Source organism: Selenomonas ruminantium subsp. lactilytica TAM6421 (assembly GCF_000284095.1).
Lineage (GTDB): Bacteria > Bacillota > Negativicutes > Selenomonadales > Selenomonadaceae > Selenomonas_A > Selenomonas_A lactilytica.
The window spans coordinates 2,708,156-2,726,683 of sequence record NC_017068.1 but is presented as its reverse complement, the minus strand read 5'-3'; the positions used below and the strand labels follow the sequence as shown (position 1 = coordinate 2,726,683).

The window sequence follows — 18,528 nt, the reverse complement described above, 5'->3', positions numbered from 1 at the left end:
AATCCCTGCCTTTAATTATAGAGAGGGGACTATTAATGGATAAAAAGAAAATCAAGGTTATGACGGTGTTTGGTACCCGTCCTGAGGCAATCAAGATGGCGCCCATCGTGCTGGAGCTCCAGAAGCATCCGGACAAGATCACGCCGGTGGTGGCTGTAACGGCCCAGCACAGAGAGATGCTGGATCAGGTATTGGGGCTTTTCCATATCACGCCGGATCATGACCTTGATATCATGGCACAGGGACAGACCCTCTTTGACATCACCTCCAAGGCTATGATGGGACTCGATAAGGTGTTGGAGGCAGAAAAGCCGGATATCGTGCTGGTACATGGCGATACGACCACGACCTTTGCCGGGGCATTGGCTGCCTATTATCATCAGACTACGGTGGGGCATGTGGAAGCAGGCCTGCGCACTCATGACAAATACAGCCCCTTCCCGGAGGAAATGAACCGCAAGCTCACGGGGTGCATTGCGGATCTGAACTTTGCTCCCACGGAAACCTCTGAAAACAATCTGCTGGCAGAAAACGTCAAGCCGGAAAGTATCTTCGTCACGGGTAATACCGTAATCGATGCCCTGCACCATACGGTCAAGGACGATTTCCGCTTCGAGGATGAGCTGTTGCAGAATATCGACTTTGAGCACAAGCGCATCATCCTCGTGACCACCCATCGCCGGGAAAACCTCGGTGAGCCCATGCGCCATGTCTACAAAGCCCTGCGTCAGCTTACGGAAGAATTCGACGATGTGGAAGTGGTCTTCCCCGTACATAAGAACCCGAAGGTTCGCGAAGTGGTCCGGGAGGAACTGGGGGGACTTGCCAAGGTCCATCTGATCGATCCACTGGACTATGAACCCTTCGCCAATCTCATGCACAAAGCCCATCTGATCCTCACGGATTCCGGTGGAGTGCAGGAAGAAGCTCCGGCCTTGGGCAAACCCGTGTTGGTACTGCGGGACACTACGGAGCGTCCGGAAGCTGTAGCAGCAGGCACGGTGAAACTCATTGGTACGGACCGGGATGTGGTCTATAACGAAGCCAAAACTCTGCTGACGGACGAAAAGGCCTACAACCGCATGGCAGAATCCGTCAACCCCTATGGCGACGGCAAGGCCTCCCAGCGCATCATTCAGGCCATCCTCTATCATTATGGGCTGGCTGACGGACGGCCGGATGTATTTGATGGCAAATGAGTAAGCCTGAGGAAAGCGGTCTCAAGCAGGCTATCAAGGCCTTTTCTATCTTAGGCGGCGTAGGCATATATCTGGTTGTCTTCGTGGGTATCTGCGGCTATTTGGGGGCATTGGCTGGAGATTATCTGGGAATGGACCATGCCGGCAGGATCATCGGCATTATCGCCGGTTTTCCCGCAGCGTTCTATACGCTCTATCGGCAATTGAAACATAACGAATTACTATAGTGATAAAAAGAGGTAACTTTGGAAGCGATTGTAAGGTCCATCTGGGGTTGCCTCTTTTTCGGATTATTTCTATACCGAAGGGCAAAGCTCTTGAAGAAAGCAGTGCTTTTCGATAGAATAATATTATAGCGATTTAATGATTGAGGAAAGCGCAGGGATGTCAGCGAATGAAATATGTGGTTATCGATTTGGAAATGAATCCTGTGGATCGGGAATTCCGTGATGTGAAGCGCCATATGAAGGAAGAGGTTATTGAATTCGGTGCTGTGCGCCTGGATGAGAATTTCCAGCAGGAAGCGGAGTTCCAATGCTATGTGGAACCAGAGTATGGCAAGATCAAGAAGCATATTGTGGAACTTACTGGTATAAAGCAGGAGATGGTGGCCGGTCAGGGCCATTATGCCGAGGCTTTCGCCCGCTTTGTGGAGTGGATTGGCGAGGAAGAGACGAAAATCTACTCCTGGAGCATGTCGGATATCAAGCAGCTCAAGAAGGAATGTCGCTTCAAACTGCCGGATTTCGATGTGAAGTGGCTGGACGCGCGCTGGGTGGATCTCCAACAGGAGTTCGATAATCGCCTGGGGCTGCATAACAGCCTGGCTTTGAAGCATGCTTTGGGGGCTATGGATCACAAGTTCGAGGGAACCCAGCATACCGCCTTGGCCGATGCTGTCAATACCAGTGCGATTCTGGTGCTGATGCAGGATGAGGAAAAGTTCCGCCGTACCATGCAGCCGGTGCTGGATATCTTAGAACCGCAGGAGGATCTGGCCAGTTCCATCGGAGATCTGTGTCCGGATCTGCTGAAACTGAAGGGCAGTTTCGAAGCGTGAAGTGATAGGATTTCCTGTTGGCATATCGGCAGGGTGAAAATGATGGCAGGATAGGCACGGCCCGTGTTAGGCCGTGCTTTTTAAAAGGTGGCAGGCATTATGGCAGAGATTTTGATTACGGGGCCAAGGCTCAGACTGCGGCGGGCTGATACAGCAGACCTTGACTATATCATCGATTTGGAATATGCGGAGGATAATCTTCCGTTTATTGTGCCCTTCGATCGGGCGTTTCATGAGAATATCATGACCAAGGGCGAGGCTTCCATGGATGTGATCATCGAGGAAACAGCTACCGGGGAAAAAGTGGGGTATTTTATGGTGGCGGGCCTCAAGACGGAAGCAAAGGAAATGGAATGGACGCATGTGATCGTGGGCAAGAAGGGCCTGGGATATGGCCATGAGGCCATGAAGTTGATCAAGAAATGGTGCTTTGAGGTGAAAAAATTTCATCGGGCCTGGCTGGACTGCAAGGATTATAACGAACGGGCGCTGCATCTGTATGAAAGCGAGGGCATGGTGCGGGAAGGCCTGATCCGGGAAACCATTGTCACGAATGGTGTCTATGAAAATCTGGTGATTTTGGGGATTCTGGACCGGGAATATACGGCGCGCCAGGAGGCCGGTCTGGAACTGTAACGAGAAGCGAATGGGGGATATTTATGTACAATCTGACGGCGGGACTCATTATTTATCGTGATTTGCCTAAGGATGCGATTCTGTGGCAGATGGCGGATATTTGCCGAAGTTTTCAGGCCGATGCCTATGAAACGGCAGAACTGCGTGGCTTGGTGCTTCAGCAGGTGAACCGCCTGCTGGATACAGCTACCCGCTACGGCTTTGATGGCAACCTTTGGCATTGTTATCTGGCTTTTTTGCTGGCTGCCAGTGAGGCACCCTTCACATTGGTCTGCGAAAAGCGGGGGGGCGTGGATGGCAGTGTGCAGGTCTTTGCCGAGAACGATTTCTACATTTTCAAACAGCTTTGGGACTATGATTTTTCCCCGCTGGAAAAGGCCCTGGGACTGAATTGCTTCCGTGTCATCAGCAATTATCGGGCGGTGGCCAAGCCGGCGCAGATCTATAATAAAAGTGTCAGCGAAAAGGTACGGGAATTGACGTCATCCATTGATGGAGCCAAGGATGCATCAGCCATGTACAAAGTGGTGACGGACTTTTATGCGAAATACGGCGTAGGCATGCTGGGGCTCAATAAGGCCTTTCGCGTATCGCCGGAAATCGAGGTGACGGGGCAGCTTTTGGAGCCCATTACCACCACCGGCGACATCCGCCTGACGGATATTGTAGGCTATGAGAGCCAGAAAAAGCGCCTGGCGGCTAATACCGAGGCTTTTGTACAGGGACGCAAGGCCAATAATGTGCTGCTCTATGGTGATGCCGGTACGGGGAAATCCACCAGCATCAAGGCTATCCTCAATGAGTATTATGATCAGGGCCTGCGCATGATTGAGGTCTATAAGCATGAGTTCAAGTATCTGCAGCGCATCATCGCCCGGATCAAGAATCGCAATTACAAGTTCATCATCTATATGGATGATCTGTCCTTCGAGGAATTTGAGATCGAGTACAAGTACCTGAAAGCGGTCATCGAAGGCGGTCTGGAGGTCAAACCGGACAACATCCTGATCTATGCTACGAGCAACCGGCGCCATCTGATCAAGGAGAGGGTGGATGATCGGCCGGACTTCATCGATCCGGATCTGCATCAGAACGATACGGTGCAGGAGAAACTTTCGTTGGCGGACCGCTTTGGTTTGTCCATCGGTTACTTCAAGCCGAATCAGAAGGAATATTTCCGGATTGTGGAAGACCTGGCTGCACGTCATCCGGAGATAAAGCTTTCGGCAGAGGAACTGCGGGCAGGTGCCGTGAAGTGGGAAATGAGCCATTCCGGCTTGTCGGGCAGGGCTGCCCAGCAGTATATCAATTCGTTGCTTAGTGAAGCAGCGGAATCGTAATCGTTGGTAATAAGGATGAAAAAGTTTCAATGGTTTATTTACTGAAGTTTGGGGCCGGGTGGATACTGCCGCCGGGGATATTCTTCCTGGCGCTGTGGTTTGTGGCCTGGCGGTTGTATAAGAAAAGAGAAAAGAGGCTGGCGGGTGTGCTTGCGGCTTTGGTGTTTGTATTTTATCTGGCATGTACGCAGTTTGTGTCCGAGCGGTTGATGGGAGCGCTGGAGTCTGCCTATGAGCCGCCGGCAAATCCCCAGGGGGATGTGATCATCATGCTGGGGGGCGGAGCCTATCCGGATACGCCGGATGTCAGTGGCTGGGGGACTTTGTGTTCCTCGCCTGCCAACCGCCTGCTGACGGCGGTGCGGCTGCAGCGTCAGCTGGATTTGCCCATCATCCTTTCCGGGGGGCAGGTCTACAGCGATTCCGGGCCGGAGGCCGTGATTGCCAAGCGTATCCTGATGGATCTGGGCGTGCCGGAGGATAAGATCCTTGTGGAGGGCAGAAGCGTCAATACCACCCAGAATGCGCAGTTTTCTGCAGAGATCATGCGGGAAAGGGGGCTGACACAACCGATTTTGGTGACGTCTGCCTTCCATATGCGCCGTTCGGTGTTGAACTTCGAGAAGCAGGGGATAGAGGTTACAGCTTATCCTGCTGACTACCGGACGAATACGAGACATGATTTTCATTACAACAAGTTAAAGCCCAGCGTGGGTGCATTGGATGACAATGTGATTGTGATGCAGGAAGTCCTGCGGGCTTTTGTTACGAGGTATCTGGAATGACAAAAAATCTTACGGAGGGTGAGCCGTCCCGGCTCATTCTCTTTTTTACCCTGCCTCTGATTGCGGGCAATATCTTTCAGCAGCTCTACGCCTTTGTGGATACGCTGATTGTCGGACGCTTTCTGGGCGTTGAGGCGCTGGCAGCTGTAGGCTGTACGGGCAGCCTGATGTTCCTGATGTTGGGCTTTGTCATTGGCTTTTCCACAGGCATTACGATCTACACAGGCCAGCGCTATGGGGCCAAGGATTTTGCCGGCGTGCGTAAAAGTGCGGCCACCTGTGCGGTGTTGTCACTTTTGGAGGCGGCTGCGCTGACGGCCTTTGGGGTGCCCATGTGCCGCTATCTGCTGCTCTGGATGCAGACCCCGCCGGAAATCATCGATGGGGCCTATTCCTTCATCAGCATCGTCTTTGGCGGCATCGTGATGTTCGTCTGCCTGCAGACCCAGACGAATCTGCTACGGGCGCTGGGAGACAGCCGTATGCCCACGGTGATTCTGGCCACGGCCCTGATCATCAACATCATTTTGGAGCCGGTGGCCATTCTCGTATTGGGCTGGGGCATTCCTGGCGCAGCGCTGGCCACCATTGTGGCGCAGTTTTTGGGCAATGTGGTCTGCTATATCTATATCTGCAAAAAGGTGCCGGTATTGCGCACACATCGGGCGGACTGGCAGATCACCAGGCAGGATCTGCAGGCTCATTTGCGGCTGGGACTGCCCATGGGGTTCCAGTCTTCCATCATCGCCATCGGCGCAGTTATCCTGCAGGTGGCGTTGAACAACCTGGGGCCCACGGCCGTGGCGGCCTATGCGGCGGCCCAGAAGGTGGATTCCATCGCCCTGATGCCCATGATGTCCTTCGGTCTGGCCATGGCGGCCTATACGGCCCAGAACTATGGTGCCCAGAAGTATGACCGCATTGCTGAGGGCGTGAAGAAGTGCAGCTATATGTCTGTGGGCTTCAGTATTTTAGCTGGTGTGCTGCTGATTCTCTCCGGGCCATATATCATGGAACTGTTTGTGGGGCAGGGACAGGATGAGGTGGTCTCCATGGGCCATGAGTACCTGATTGTCAATGGCTCCACCTATTGGATACTGTCCATGCTCTTTATCTTCCGCTATACGCTCCAAGGATTGGGACAGAGCGTGGTGCCCACCATTGCAGGCATTATGGAACTCCTGATGCGCGCCGGCGCTGCGATTTTTCTCTGCGAGATCTGGGGCTACTTCGGCGCCTGCGTGGCCAATCCCATGGCCTGGGCCGGCTCCTGCATTCCGCTGGCCATTGCCTTCTTCTGGACGCGGCGGACGTTTCGGAAAAAGTATAGCTAAAAATATGACAGCACAAGCAAAAATCCCCGGTCTGCATATCAAATCTTGCAGGCAGGGGATTTCTTTTGACTTTGCTATTATGCAGTTTTAGGGATTTAGTCAAGATTGCAGCCGGTGAAGGCAGCTGCGAAATTTCTCCTTAAGTTCCCTCGTTCCTGCATCGATATACAATATGGAGTTGTATGTGTTTTCGGCAGTGAGCAAGGGAGTGACGCAAAAAATGATGATCGGCAGGACAGAAGGACAGGAGAGTTCCTACATAAGTCAGGCGGTTCGGGGAAGAGCGCTGGCAGAACGCAGGATAGAGCAGGCTGTGCTGAAAGATGATGCTTTTGGTGCGCCTTATCGGGTAGAACTTAGTGACAGGTTAAAAAATATCGCAACCTATCAAAACGGACCCTTGGTCGAGATCGGACAGCGTGACAGTCATGGCAGGCTGCTCAGCCGGGAAGAGGAGCTGGCTGTTTTGCATGATAAAGTGGCTGCGTATCAGGAAATGAATGAGACTTATAGGCGCACCGGTTCACCTGTTGATCGCGAAGCCCTGAATCGCAAGCTGCAGGAAGAGATGTTGGATCGCGTGGAAAAAATGGCAACGGGCGGCAGGCAGGAGGTTCAGTCTGTAAGCCGGGATAGCGGGCTTCCTGGCATAGAGCAGGATTTTTCGCAGATTCGCAAGACCCTTACAGGCTTTGAGGATAAGCCTGTGCCCAAAATTGAGTACACGCCCGTAATGGAAATCCGCAGTCGTCATTATCGCTGGACCGAGGAGGACGGCATAGAGGAAACGCTTACGCAAGAGGCAGAATGGGCACAAAGCCGCGCTTACCTGCGTGAACGGATTGAGCATGCGGCCACCGACGCCATAACGGACATTTTGGAACCATGCGAAACCTATGAAGACGCGATGAAAAAACTCTATACGGGCGGCGGGCAGGCGCCCATCCAATACTACGACAGGGAAAATATGACCTACACCATAACCTTGAGGCCGGTTGATGGTGCTTTTGCCGTATTGGGCACGGTGTTGAATAATTTTCAGGAAGAATTTGGCAGCGAGGATTCCTTCTATGATACCTTATTAACTGCCCTGAACGATCTGGACCCGCAGGGGGATAACGAACTGGTTAAGCAGATCCGCCGCATGGTGAAAACCGTACAGGGGGGGCAACAGATTGATGTGGACAGCGACGAATTTAAGAAAGACATAGAAGATGCTGTGGCCAGGACGTATGGTATCGCCGTCGGAGCGAAAAAAGAGGAAAAGCCCCAAAATGTAAACACAAAACAACAGGAAACTACAGGGGTTTCCTATCTTGATATGCAACTGCAGCGAGCAAAAGAGGAGAGCCGTCTGCTCGATGAACTTTTAGGCACAGCAGACAAGAAAACGGAACATGACGAAAAGAAACCAGAGTCAGCAGGGGATATACTGAAGCATCGCCAGCCAGAGGGCAAGGATGCAGGCTTTATCGATAAGCTGCGCCGGGTAGATGAACGCAAAGAACCCGCTAAGCCCTATGTCTTTTCGACAGGAGAGCAGAAAGAGGAAACACCGATAGTACAGGAACAACGCGAAGCACAGCAGGCTGCTTACGATAAATGGCTGGCCATTGGTGAACGCCTTACAGAGGTATTTGCTGCAGATAAATCCGTATATTATGAAAAAGCCTTACTCAGAGCTGTAACAAACCACGTAGATATTTCAGGATGACATTTGTAATTTTTTATAATGATTTACATTTTTAGCAGGAATTTTTAAATGTTGCGTTGTATATATACATATATTGATTCAAACTAAATGAAGGGTGGATTTATTATGTATCAAGATGAATACAAGCGTTGGCTGGGGGCCGACCTCATTGACTGCGATCTGGGGAAAGAGCTGCGGGACATTGAAGGGGATGACGAAGCGATCAAGGAGCGCTTTGCCGCTTCCTTGCAGTTCGGTACGGCTGGCCTGCGCGGCACGTTGGGCGCCGGCACGAATCGCATGAATATCTGGGTGGTGCGTCAGGCTACCCAGGGTGTGGCTGACTGGGTGAAGGGGGAAGGCGGCAGCCAGACCGTAGCCATCAGCTATGATACGCGCCTCAAGGGCTGGACTTTTGCCAAGGAAGCAGCAGGCGTTCTGGCTGCCAATGGCATCCAGGTCCGCATTTATGATGAACCCATGCCGGTACCGGCACTTTCCTTTGCCACCCGTTTCTATAAAGCCAATGCCGGCATCATGGTCACGGCCAGCCACAATCCTGCCAAGTACAATGGCTATAAGGCCTATGGACCGGACGGCTGCCAGATGACGGATGATGCTGCTGATGTGGTCTACAATGCCATCCAGAAGACCGATGTGCTGACCGGCGCAAAATATATGTCCTTTGCTGAAGGCGTGGAAAAAGGCCTGATCAAGTTTGTCGGGGAAGACTGCAAGGAAGGTCTCTATGAAAACATCGAAGCCTGCCAGGTGCGCCCGGGGCTCTGCAAGACGGCTGGTCTGAAGCTGGTCTACAGCCCGCTCAACGGTACGGGGCTCGTGCCGGTTACCCGTGTGCTGCGCGATATCGGCATTGACGATGTGACCATCGTGCCGGAACAGGAATATCCCAACGGCTATTTCACCACCTGCTCTTATCCGAATCCGGAAATTCTCGCCGCTATGGAAAAGGGTGTGGAACTGGCCAAGAAAGAGGATGCAGATCTGATGCTGGCCACGGATCCGGATGCAGACCGCGTGGGTATCGCCATGAAGTGTCCGGATGGTTCCTATGAACTGGTGTCCGGCAACGAGATGGGCGTGCTGCTCCTTGATTACATCTGCGCCGGCCGTCAGGAAAAAGGCACTATGCCCCAGAATCCTGTGGCCGTGAAATCCATCGTGTCCACGCCACTGGCTGATGCGGTGGCCAAGCACTACGGCGTAGAGCTGCGTCATACCCTGACGGGCTTCAAGTGGATTGGCGACCAGATCCTGGGCCTGGAGAAGGCTGGCGAAGTAGAACGCTTTATCTTTGGCTTTGAGGAAAGCTATGGCTATCTGGCCGGCCCCTATGTGCGCGACAAGGACGCCGTGGTGGCTTCCATGCTGATCTGCGAAATGGCCGCTTACTACCGCAGCCAGGGTTCTTCCATCAAACAGCGTCTGGAAGAGATCTACAGCCAGTATGGCCGTTACCTCAATAAGGTGGACAGCTTCGAGTTCCCAGGTCTGTCCGGTATGGATAAGATGAAGGGCATGATGGAAGCTCTGCGCAAGGATCCTATCAAGGAGTTGGCTGGTAAGAAGGTAAGCAAGGTCATCGACTATCTTGACACTGCCGCTACGGGCTTGCCCAAGGCCAATGTACTGACCTATGAGATGGAGGACGGTTCTTCTGTTATCATTCGTCCGTCCGGTACGGAGCCGAAAATCAAGGCTTACTACACGACTAAGGGGAAAGACCTGGCGGAAGCGCAGGCAGCAAAAGACGCTATGGCCGCAGCCGTGAAGCCGTATCTTTCCTGATTATAAACGTCGTTAAAAAAAGTAAAAAATATGCTTGACAAGAGCTTGCGCTGCCGTTATAATATTTATTGTTGATAGCGCGAGAGCGCAAGACACAGGGGTATCGCCAAGTTGGTAAGGCACGGGTCTCTGAATCCCGCATGCGTTGGTTCGAGTCCAGCTACCCCTGCCATTTAAAAGATATAGCGCCGCAGATTGCGGCGCTTTTTTGTTTCCCGATATTATCGGGGTGACGTTGTAAATTTATACAGTATGCTTTTTGATTTTTGTAGGAATATACAGTATAACTTTTAGGTATATATCTTATAATACAAGAGTAGTGTTTGTTCGGCAGGGTTCCTTCCCCAAACTTCAACGAGCCTTGCCAAACGCGAGCTTCCCCAGTTCGCAATTATAAAAAAGGCACCAGGTTGCATTTCCCCAAAGGCATCTGGTGTCTGTTTGTTATATTTTGTTATGTCAGGCTTATTTTTTTGCTTCTATCAGCGCACACATCATCTTCCCCATACAATCGATGGTGTGCTGCATCTGCTCTAACCGTTGCAGGAGATCCTCAATGGTTTCCATCTGCGGAGCCTGTTCCTGTTGCAGTGCGTTGAATGTATCTGCATTACAGCCGCTGATGCCTGGGACGGTTTCTGACATATCCGCCTGATAAAGCACGTACTGCCCTTTTCCCCGGCGCTTGGCTTCATAAAGGGCGTGATCTGCATGACTGAATAACTCGGTATAGCTTTCCCCGTGGATAGGATATTGAGCTGCGCCTACACTGATGGAAAAACTTTGGCTCTTACCCTGGTTGTGGAAAACCCGGTATAGTCGACGGCATAGGCTTAGGCAATGTCGTCGGAGGACCTCTGTGCTGGCCATGCCTGGTAACAAAATAACGAATTCATCTCCGCCAATGCGACCTTTGATATCGCTTTGGCGGAAGTTTTTATTTATGGCTTTTCCTACTTCTTTCAGTACTGCATCGCCAAAGAGATGCCCAAAATTATCGTTTACTGCCTTGAAATCGTCAGCATCGACGATCAAAAGCGTAGCCGTGTCTTTTTGCGGGCACATTTTTCGCAGGGCAGCCCGGATGCGTGTTTTGACCGCACTCTTGCTCAGCAGACCGGTCATTTCATCGGTGTTGGCCCGGCGGCAGACGCGTTCCTGCCAAAGCTTTTCTGCTTGGATATTGCGGATATTGCCAAAGGCGACCATGGGACGCTTTCCTTGATAATAAGTAACAAGATGAATTTCAGACCAAACCCAGCGTGGTTTTTTGGTGCTGCGCAGCCGCAGTCGGGCACTGAGGTTGTTGTGTTTGCGCTGGGCGGGGCCGCTGTGATAGATGCGATGCATATAGTATTCCAGGATACTAAGATCATCCGGATGAACGATGCCGTCCAGTGCTAAACGAGTAGAGGCACGGGAAAAGCTCTCGGGCAGGGCATAGCGGTATCGGGTTTCAGTTTTTCGAATTTTGAATGTGTCGTCGGTCAAGTCCCATTTGAAAAATATAACGTTATCTGCTGATTCTAATGCTTCGTATACGGTGGGATTGAAATGGCTGGGAATGACCGCATACGGTTCTGCCATAAGAAACTCCTTAAAAATTCGTTCCGTAAACTATATACAATTATAACAATTCAATAGGTTGCTTGCAAGCTATAAATAGGACTAAAGGCCTATTTATTCATGAAACTTAAAAAATCCCTGAGATTTATGGTCAAGCAATCATAATCGCGTTATAATGGGAGAGCAAAGAAACAGAGAAAATGGAGTGATGCACTGATGTTAAAACCCATGCTGTTAAAAGCTCCCCTCAAGGATTATCTGTGGGGCGGCAACCGCCTGCCGCGGGAATATGGCAAGATAACGGAATTGGACAAAGTGGCGGAAAGCTGGGAGCTTTCCTGTCATGAAGCCGGGCTGAGCCTTATCGATAGTGGTGAATTCAAATGTCAGACCTTGTCCTCCCTGTTGGCTGGTGCTGGCAGGGACATGCTGGGGGAAAAAGCGTCAGAGCTGGATTATTTTCCCTTGCTGATAAAGCTGATCGATGCGAATAAAGATCTGTCAGTGCAGGTGCATCCCGACAATGAGTATGCCTGGCGGGTGGAAGGTGAGCAGGGCAAGACCGAAATGTGGTATGTGGTGGATTGTGATCCGGGAGCCAGCCTGCTCTATGGATTTAAGCAGGAAATCAGCAAGGAGGAATTTCGCCGCCGCATTGAGGACAATACGCTGCTGGAAGTCTGCAACAAGGTGCCTGTTCACAAGGGTGATGTGTTCTTCATCGAGTCCGGCACGTTGCATGCCATTGGCGGCGGTATCCTGATCTACGAAGTACAGCAAAGTTCCAATCTGACCTATCGCATTTACGATTATGGGCGCCTGGGGGCCGACGGCAAGCCCCGGGAACTGCATATTGACAAGGCCCTGGATGTGACGCGGCTGGAAAAGCCGCAAGCCACAGGCAAGGCCTTGGGGGATATCGATATTTTCCCGCATATGGATGTGAAGCTGCTGGCTGATTGTGAATACTTCAAGGTTTACCATGGTGATTTGCAGGGCGATAGTGCCATGCATGCAGGCAGTGATTCCTTCCAGTGCATAACAGTGCTGGAAGGAGCCCTGAAACTCACGGGGGGCGGTGAAAGCCTGACGCTGGCCAAAGGCAATACTGTCTTTATTCCGGCGGGATTGGGCACCTATCAATTGCAGGGGAAAGCGGAATTTATCCTGAGCAAATTATGATAATGGGAAAATGAATTGCATAAAATGGCGGCTGACCAGTTGATGCCAACGGTCAGCCGCCATTTTTAGGCAGGGTTTATTTTTTGATGATGAGAGCCATGAATACCAGGTCTTCGGTTTTAGAAGGATTGGCGATGCCGTGTTTCTCGCCGTCAGGGCAGAAAGTGGTGGTGCCGGCACCGATGGTTACTTCCTGGCCGTTGTCGTTGTAGAGGGCCGTGCCGGAGAGAATGTGGTAGGTCTCCGTGTTGCCGTGGTGTTCATGGACGCCGATGGAGCAGAGAGGCGGGATGATGACCTTAGCATACATATCGCATTTGCCATCAAGTTCGGCAGGTGTCAGCAGTTTGACGATGGTGATGGTGCCATTGCCGTCTGCTTTGTTGGTTGCCTGAATGGGATTCGGTTCGATAAAAGCCATGATAAAGTCTCCTTTTACACAGATGTTTTTCTTCTATTATACAGGGACAGGCTGCTTATTTCAAACAAGCCTGGATAATGAATTGATTGGCCAGTACATTCATATTGGCGGAGTTGATCTTGCCAGCGGCAGCGAAATCTGTCCAGGCTTCGCTGTACTTTTTCTGGGCAATATGGCAGAGACCAATGAGGTTCATGGCTTCGGCAGAGCGGTCTTCGATATTCAGCAGCTGCCGCAGGTCGGCGATGGCACCCTCATAATCCTTGCCCTGGTAACGCAATAGTGCCCGGTTATACCAAGCCTGATTGGCATTGGGCTGGAGTTGCAGGAGCTCGTCGTAGGCCTTGCGGGCGGCTTTTTTATCGCCGAGCTTTTCGCTGGTCAGTGCCAGGTTGAAGAGCGCCTCGCCGGATTCCGGGCTGAAATTGCGGGCGGCGGTGAAATCCTTCAGGGCGTTCTGGAACTCATCCCGGTTATAGTAGACAATACCCCTATAGATGCGGTTGATGGCTTCGTCGGGGGCCTGGCTGACTTTTTTTTGAGCTGCATTCAAAGCGGCATTAGAGCCGTCGGGGGCCTGGGCTTCCCGCCAGAGCATCAGGATTTCCTGACCGTAGTTTTTGCCCGGCACAGCCCAGGCACCGTTGAGTTTTGTCCAGGTCAGTACCTTGCCATGGAGGTCCGGGCGATTCTTCACGACATGCTGATAACGGGGATCCACCAACTTTTGTACGGGTGGTTTGTATTTCGCATAGGCCAGCAGATGCTGGATATGGGCGCGCACGCCCAGTTGTGGTGTGGCGAAACTGTAGCCGGGTTCATGGTTGCCCGTTGCACCTAATCCGCAGAAATTATTCTGCTTAGGGGCAACATCGCCGCCATAGGCAAAGAAGCCGGTTTCCTTGAGGGCCTGACAGAGAGCCACATCGGGGCGCACGCCTTCTGCGCCTGCCTCCTGATAGTAATAGTTCACCATTTCTTCGACGGTACAGTTGGTTTTGGGGTTAGGATTGCGTTTCTTGATAAAGGCGGCCATCTGTTCCTGGGTGGCTTCTGCCGGGCCCAGGATGGTGACTGTCTCCGGGGTCATATCTACGGCCATCATGGGTTCATCAAAGGCGGGGGCATAGCGGAAATGAACGGCTTGGACCGTTTTCTTGTTGATTTCGCCGGGCATTTTATCCGGGAAATCCGGCCGGCCGGTGATGGTGCGTTGGGCCACCGGGGCAGCCTGCTGCTGGCCAAAGGCGCAGCCGGGCAGCAGCAGACAGGAAAGTGTCAATAGGGGAATCAAAGCAGAACGGACATGCATGGAAAGACCTCCTCAAAATTTCTTTCTCTATTATACACCATTGTTTGCCTTTTGCCGACCGGATTTCTGTATGGTCTTATCTTGCTATATTTGATACTCTGTTATATTATTTAGTGTAGAGTATCGAAGGGGTGTGATACACAGTGAAACGCAGTGAACGGATTTATCATTATATCAAGGAAAGATCGGCAGATTTGGCAGGGCAAAAATTGACCGGTCAGGTTGGTTTTGATGCTCAGGAGATTGCATCAGAGCTGGATATCCTGCGGAACAATGTATCCAAGGAATTGAATGAACTGCATCGGCAGGATTTGATTGTCAAATTCACCGGTCGGCCGGTGCGGTATTTTGATAAGGAAATCCTGGCGGAGGCTTTGGGCAGTGAATTGGGGCAGGGACCATTGCAGTTCCGGGACGTGGAGGAATGCAAGCGTCTCTTTGTGACGGAAGATGAGGAAGTCAATCCTTTTGCCCGGCTTATCGGTGCGAATAAGAGCCTCAAGCGGCAGGTGGAACAGGGCAAGGCGGCCATTCTATACCCGCCGGATGGCCTGCATACCTTGATTGTGGGCCAGACCGGCGTAGGCAAGACCCTCTTTGCCCATATGATGTTTGCCTATGGCAAGGCCATGAAGCGCTTTGGGGAGGATGCTCCTTTTATTACCTTCAACTGCGCCGATTACTATAACAATCCGCAGCTATTGATCTCCCATGTATTCGGTCATATCAAGGGGGCCTTTACCGGGGCGGATACGGCTAAGGCCGGCCTGGTGGAAGAAGCCGACGGCGGCGTATTGTTCCTGGATGAAATCCATCGCCTGCCGCCGGAAGGTCAGGAAATGATCTTCTATTTCATGGATACGGGGACCTTCAACCGTCTGGGGGAAACCACCCGCAGCCGCAAGGCCAAGGTATTGATCATCGGGGCCACCACGGAAGATCCCAATTCGGCGCTGACGAAGACCTTTGTGCGGCGCATTCCGAACATCATCACCATCAAGCCGCTGTCAGAGCGTACCTTGGAGGAAAAGCTGGATATTTTGAAGCTGCTCTTTATGGAAGAGGCCCAGCGGGTGAAAAAGCCTGTGCGCATCAGCGTGGAGGCGGTGAAGGCTTTGATTGGCAGCATCGGCAGCGGCAATGTGGGGCAGCTCAAGTCCAACATCAAATTGCTTTGTGCCCAGGCTTTCCTGAATGGTATCGACAATCCCAGCTTCATCGAGGCGGATTTCCGGATGCTGCCGCCCAGTGTGCGGGATGGCCTGCTGACCCTTTCGGCCAATCGGCAGGCACTTTCCGAGCTTACCCAGTACGTCAGCGAGCCGCTGCTGGTTTCGCCGCCGGGAGGCAAGTTTAAGCTGGATGATGAGAATAGCAAGGAAGGCTTCAATCTCTATCAGGTGGTAGAGGATAAGGTAGCGCTGCTCAAAGGCGAGGGCATCAGCGATGAGCTCATCAAGCAGATCGTGGCTACGGACGTCAATGTCTATGTCAAGGAACTATATAATAAGAAGCATTCCGTCAATATGACCACCCGGGAGCGTTTGCTGAAGATTGTGGATGAGACTTTGGTGGACTTTTCCGAGCAGATTTCCCTCTATGTGCAGAAGCGGCTGAACCGCAGTTACCGCGACCGTTTCCTCTATGCCTTCAGCCTGCATCTGTCAGCATTTCTCAAGCGCGTCAAGGCCCAGGAGACCATTCCCTATACGGAAATCGAGGGGGCTATCCCCAAGGATTCCGATTACATGCGGGTGGCAGAGGAAATCGGCGGCCTGATCGAGCAGCATTATCATGTGACGGTGCCGCGGGCGGAGATCGAATATATCGCCCTGCTGTTGGAATCGGCCGATGATGATGAGCTGGAGGAAAAGATCACCATTCTGGTCGCCACCCATGGCAAGGCCACGGCCAGTTCCATGGTGGATGTGGCCAAGCGCTTGTTCAGTTCCACGGATACCAATATCATTGCCATTGATATGCCGCTGGAGGTCAATCCGCAGGATATTCTGGAGCAGACGGCGGCTATGCTCAAGGGCATGGAATGTCAGAAGGGGGTATTGATCCTTGCGGATATGGGTTCCCTTTGCAATATTGGTGCCCTGCTTTCCGAGCGGCTCAAGATTCCCGTGCGCACTTTGGATATGGTCTCCACGCCGCTTATTCTGGAGGCCATGCGCAAGGTGGATATTGCGGGCATGGATTTGGACAGCATCTATGAATCCCTGCTGAGTTTCAAAGGCTATGAGGCCGTTGATACACATGAAGTTCCGGCTAATACACAGGAGGCCATTGTGACCATCTGTTCCTCCGGCCATGGCGCGGCTATGAAGATAAAGGCCCTCGTGGAGGACGTGCTGCGCCATGCAGGGCGGATCATCGAGGTCATCCCTGTGGGGGTGCTTCATTTGGAGGAACGTCTGGAGGAGATCGCCAAGGAATACAAGCTGGTGGCGGCGGTAGGCATGAAGAAGCCGGAGATGAGTGTCCCTTTTATTCCGCTGGAACAGCTGATCGACGGCGAAGGGGAGCGGCGGCTTACGGAACTGGTTTTTGCCAGTGAAACCGCCATCGAGAAAAAGATTCCCCAGACCGAAGGCAAGGGCAATATGGTGGTGCAGCGGCTCTGCGAGGAATCCTTGCAGCGTTTCCTTACCTATTTAAATCCCGCCAAGATCATGAGTGTGCTTTGGGAGTTTGACCGGTCATTGGAAAACGACCTGCAATTGAAACTTTCCAATCCTCTGCGGGTACGCTTGCTGGTCCACTGTGGCTGTGCCCTGGAACGGGTGGTCACTCGCAGCCCGCTGGTCTACAAAGACGACAAGTCCCTGGTGGATGAACGGAAATTAGCAGCCCTGAAAAAAGCCGCGGTCATCTTTGACGAAACGCTGAAATTACGTTTTGATGAGGATGAGTATTACTTTATGGCAAATATGCTCTGATACAGATGAAACACTATGACAATGACATTTGTCATAGTGTATTTTTTTTGGCATGATTGGCGTAATTTTTCGCCAAAGAGTATCGGAAAGTGTATTGAAGTGTATCAAAACAATATTAATAGTATCATAAATAAAAAAGTTTTATGAAAAACAAGTGAAAAACGCGCGAAAAACAAACGAAAACATAAAATTTCGTTTTTGATACACAAAGTTGGCACGCTGTATGCATTATATAGGGGCGTAAGGCATAATAAGCCAAAAACGTTCAGATTCAATCATAAATCATGAGGGGAAAAGATTTTAGGAGGTAATGAAAATGTTTGGTATTATTGTTGGGACCCACGGCATCTTCGCCGAGGAACTGGTTCGCTCCTGCGAAATGATCTGCGGTGAGCAGAAGAATGTGGCAGCGGTTACGCTGGTGCCCGGTGAAGGCCCGGATGATGTGGTGGCTAAGTACGAAGCTGCCATCAAGGACCTGAACTGCGAAGATGGCGTGCTGTTCCTGAATGACCTGTTTGGTGGCAGCCCCTACAACGCTGCTTGCCGTCTGGTAATCAGCAATGAGAAGTATGGTATCGTGACCGGCGTGAACCTGCCCATGCTCATCGAGATGTGCAGCGCTCAGCTGGCTGATGATGGTTCCGATATCAAGGCTCTTATGGAACGCGCTGTGGAAGCCGGCAAGAACGGCCTGCAGACTTTCCATGCCAGCCAGATCGCCGATGATGATGAGGAGGATTTATAATGAATATTGTACTTGCAAGAATTGATGACCGTCTGATCCATGGCCAGGTAGCCACTGTATGGTCCAAGGTTACGGGCTGCAGCCGCATTATCGTCTGCGATGATGAAGTGGCAAAAGACACGATCCGCGCAACGCTCCTGAAGCAGGTTGCTCCGGCCGGCATCAAATCCCATGTTGTGGATCTGGAAAAGGCTGTCCGCGTTTACAACAACCCGAAATACGAAAACGAGAAATGCCTGCTGCTCTTCACGAATCCCACCAGCGTGCTCTACATGGTAGAACATGGTGTGGATATCAAGAGCGTCAACATCGGCGGCATGAGCTTCCATGAAGGCAAGCATCAGATCACAGGTGCTGTTTCCGTAGATGACAAGGATATCGAATCCTTCAAGAAGCTCAACGAAAAAGGCATCGAACTGGAAATCCGCAAGGTTGATACGGATAAGAAAGTCATGCTGATGGATGTCCTCAAATAATAGGCCGTATTTTTTGCGGCGG

16 protein-coding genes and 1 tRNA gene are annotated in these 18,528 nt (G+C 51.7%); 14 read left to right on the top strand and 3 right to left on the bottom strand.

The window, feature by feature from the left end:
- Positions 1-35: 35 nt before the first annotated feature.
- The 10 genes from wecB (at position 36) to SELR_RS13115 (ending at position 10,028) form a co-directional block, all read left to right on the top strand.
- A complete protein-coding gene (gene wecB / locus SELR_RS13160) occupies positions 36-1,199 on the top strand; it encodes a non-hydrolyzing UDP-N-acetylglucosamine 2-epimerase (protein ID WP_014425706.1) in 1,164 nt (387 codons plus the stop codon).
- Positions 1,196-1,426 (top strand): AtpZ/AtpI family protein, encoded by a 231-nt coding sequence (locus SELR_RS13155; RefSeq protein ID WP_014425705.1) that lies wholly within the window; start codon positions 1,196-1,198, stop codon positions 1,424-1,426. Before wecB ends, SELR_RS13155 begins: the two co-directional genes overlap by 4 nt.
- Before the next feature lie 167 nt (positions 1,427-1,593).
- Positions 1,594-2,259, top strand: a complete 666-nt coding sequence (locus SELR_RS13150) for a 3'-5' exonuclease (RefSeq protein WP_014425704.1) — start codon at positions 1,594-1,596, stop codon at positions 2,257-2,259.
- A gap of 99 nt (positions 2,260-2,358) precedes the next feature.
- Complete coding sequence (locus tag SELR_RS13145) at positions 2,359-2,895, top strand: GNAT family N-acetyltransferase (protein WP_014425703.1); 537 nt, start codon at positions 2,359-2,361, stop codon at positions 2,893-2,895.
- A gap of 23 nt (positions 2,896-2,918) precedes the next feature.
- A complete protein-coding gene (locus SELR_RS13140; protein ID WP_014425702.1) occupies positions 2,919-4,235 on the top strand; it encodes an ATP-binding protein in 1,317 nt (438 codons plus the stop codon).
- Between the two features lie 29 nt (positions 4,236-4,264).
- A complete protein-coding gene (locus tag SELR_RS13135) occupies positions 4,265-5,020 on the top strand; it encodes a YdcF family protein (RefSeq protein ID WP_014425701.1) in 756 nt (251 codons plus the stop codon).
- Positions 5,017-6,354: an MATE family efflux transporter gene (locus tag SELR_RS13130; RefSeq protein WP_014425700.1), complete on the top strand. Its 1,338-nt coding sequence runs from the start codon at positions 5,017-5,019 to the stop codon at positions 6,352-6,354. Before SELR_RS13135 ends, SELR_RS13130 begins: the two co-directional genes overlap by 4 nt.
- 220 nt (positions 6,355-6,574) lie before the next feature.
- Positions 6,575-8,068, top strand: a complete 1,494-nt coding sequence (locus SELR_RS13125) for a hypothetical protein (protein ID WP_014425699.1) — start codon at positions 6,575-6,577, stop codon at positions 8,066-8,068.
- Between the two features lie 105 nt (positions 8,069-8,173).
- Positions 8,174-9,856: a phospho-sugar mutase gene (locus SELR_RS13120; RefSeq protein WP_014425698.1), complete on the top strand. Its 1,683-nt coding sequence runs from the start codon at positions 8,174-8,176 to the stop codon at positions 9,854-9,856.
- Positions 9,857-9,952: 96 nt separating this feature from the next.
- A tRNA-Gln gene (locus SELR_RS13115) sits at positions 9,953-10,028 on the top strand.
- Between the two features lie 293 nt (positions 10,029-10,321).
- Here the strand turns inward: SELR_RS13115 and SELR_RS13110 are convergent.
- The gene (locus SELR_RS13110; protein WP_014425697.1) at positions 10,322-11,443 is read right to left on the bottom strand and encodes a GGDEF domain-containing protein; all 1,122 of its coding nucleotides are present in this window, start codon (positions 11,441-11,443) and stop codon (positions 10,322-10,324) included.
- 195 nt (positions 11,444-11,638) lie between these two features.
- Between SELR_RS13110 and SELR_RS13105 the strand changes: the two genes are divergently transcribed.
- A complete protein-coding gene (locus SELR_RS13105) occupies positions 11,639-12,604 on the top strand; it encodes a type I phosphomannose isomerase catalytic subunit (RefSeq protein WP_014425696.1) in 966 nt (321 codons plus the stop codon).
- A 76-nt stretch (positions 12,605-12,680) separates the two neighbouring features.
- Here SELR_RS13105 and SELR_RS13100 read toward each other — a convergent pair whose 3' ends face one another.
- The gene (locus SELR_RS13100; RefSeq protein WP_014425695.1) at positions 12,681-13,025 is read right to left on the bottom strand and encodes a cupin domain-containing protein; all 345 of its coding nucleotides are present in this window, start codon (positions 13,023-13,025) and stop codon (positions 12,681-12,683) included.
- Positions 13,026-13,080: 55 nt separating this feature from the next.
- Complete coding sequence (locus tag SELR_RS13095; RefSeq protein ID WP_014425694.1) at positions 13,081-14,337, bottom strand: tetratricopeptide repeat protein; 1,257 nt, start codon at positions 14,335-14,337, stop codon at positions 13,081-13,083.
- A gap of 143 nt (positions 14,338-14,480) precedes the next feature.
- On the opposite strand from SELR_RS13095, the gene SELR_RS13090 reads away from it, so the two are divergent.
- From SELR_RS13090 to SELR_RS13080, 3 genes are all read left to right on the top strand, one after another.
- Positions 14,481-17,282 (top strand): sigma-54-dependent transcriptional regulator, encoded by a 2,802-nt coding sequence (locus SELR_RS13090; protein ID WP_014425693.1) that lies wholly within the window; start codon positions 14,481-14,483, stop codon positions 17,280-17,282.
- A 316-nt stretch (positions 17,283-17,598) separates the two neighbouring features.
- Positions 17,599-18,030, top strand: coding sequence for a PTS sugar transporter subunit IIA (locus SELR_RS13085; RefSeq protein WP_014425692.1), 432 nt, complete (start codon positions 17,599-17,601; stop codon positions 18,028-18,030).
- Positions 18,030-18,506: a mannose/fructose/sorbose PTS transporter subunit IIB gene (locus SELR_RS13080; RefSeq protein ID WP_014425691.1), complete on the top strand. Its 477-nt coding sequence runs from the start codon at positions 18,030-18,032 to the stop codon at positions 18,504-18,506. Before SELR_RS13085 ends, SELR_RS13080 begins: the two co-directional genes overlap by 1 nt.
- Positions 18,507-18,528: the final 22 nt, after the last annotated feature.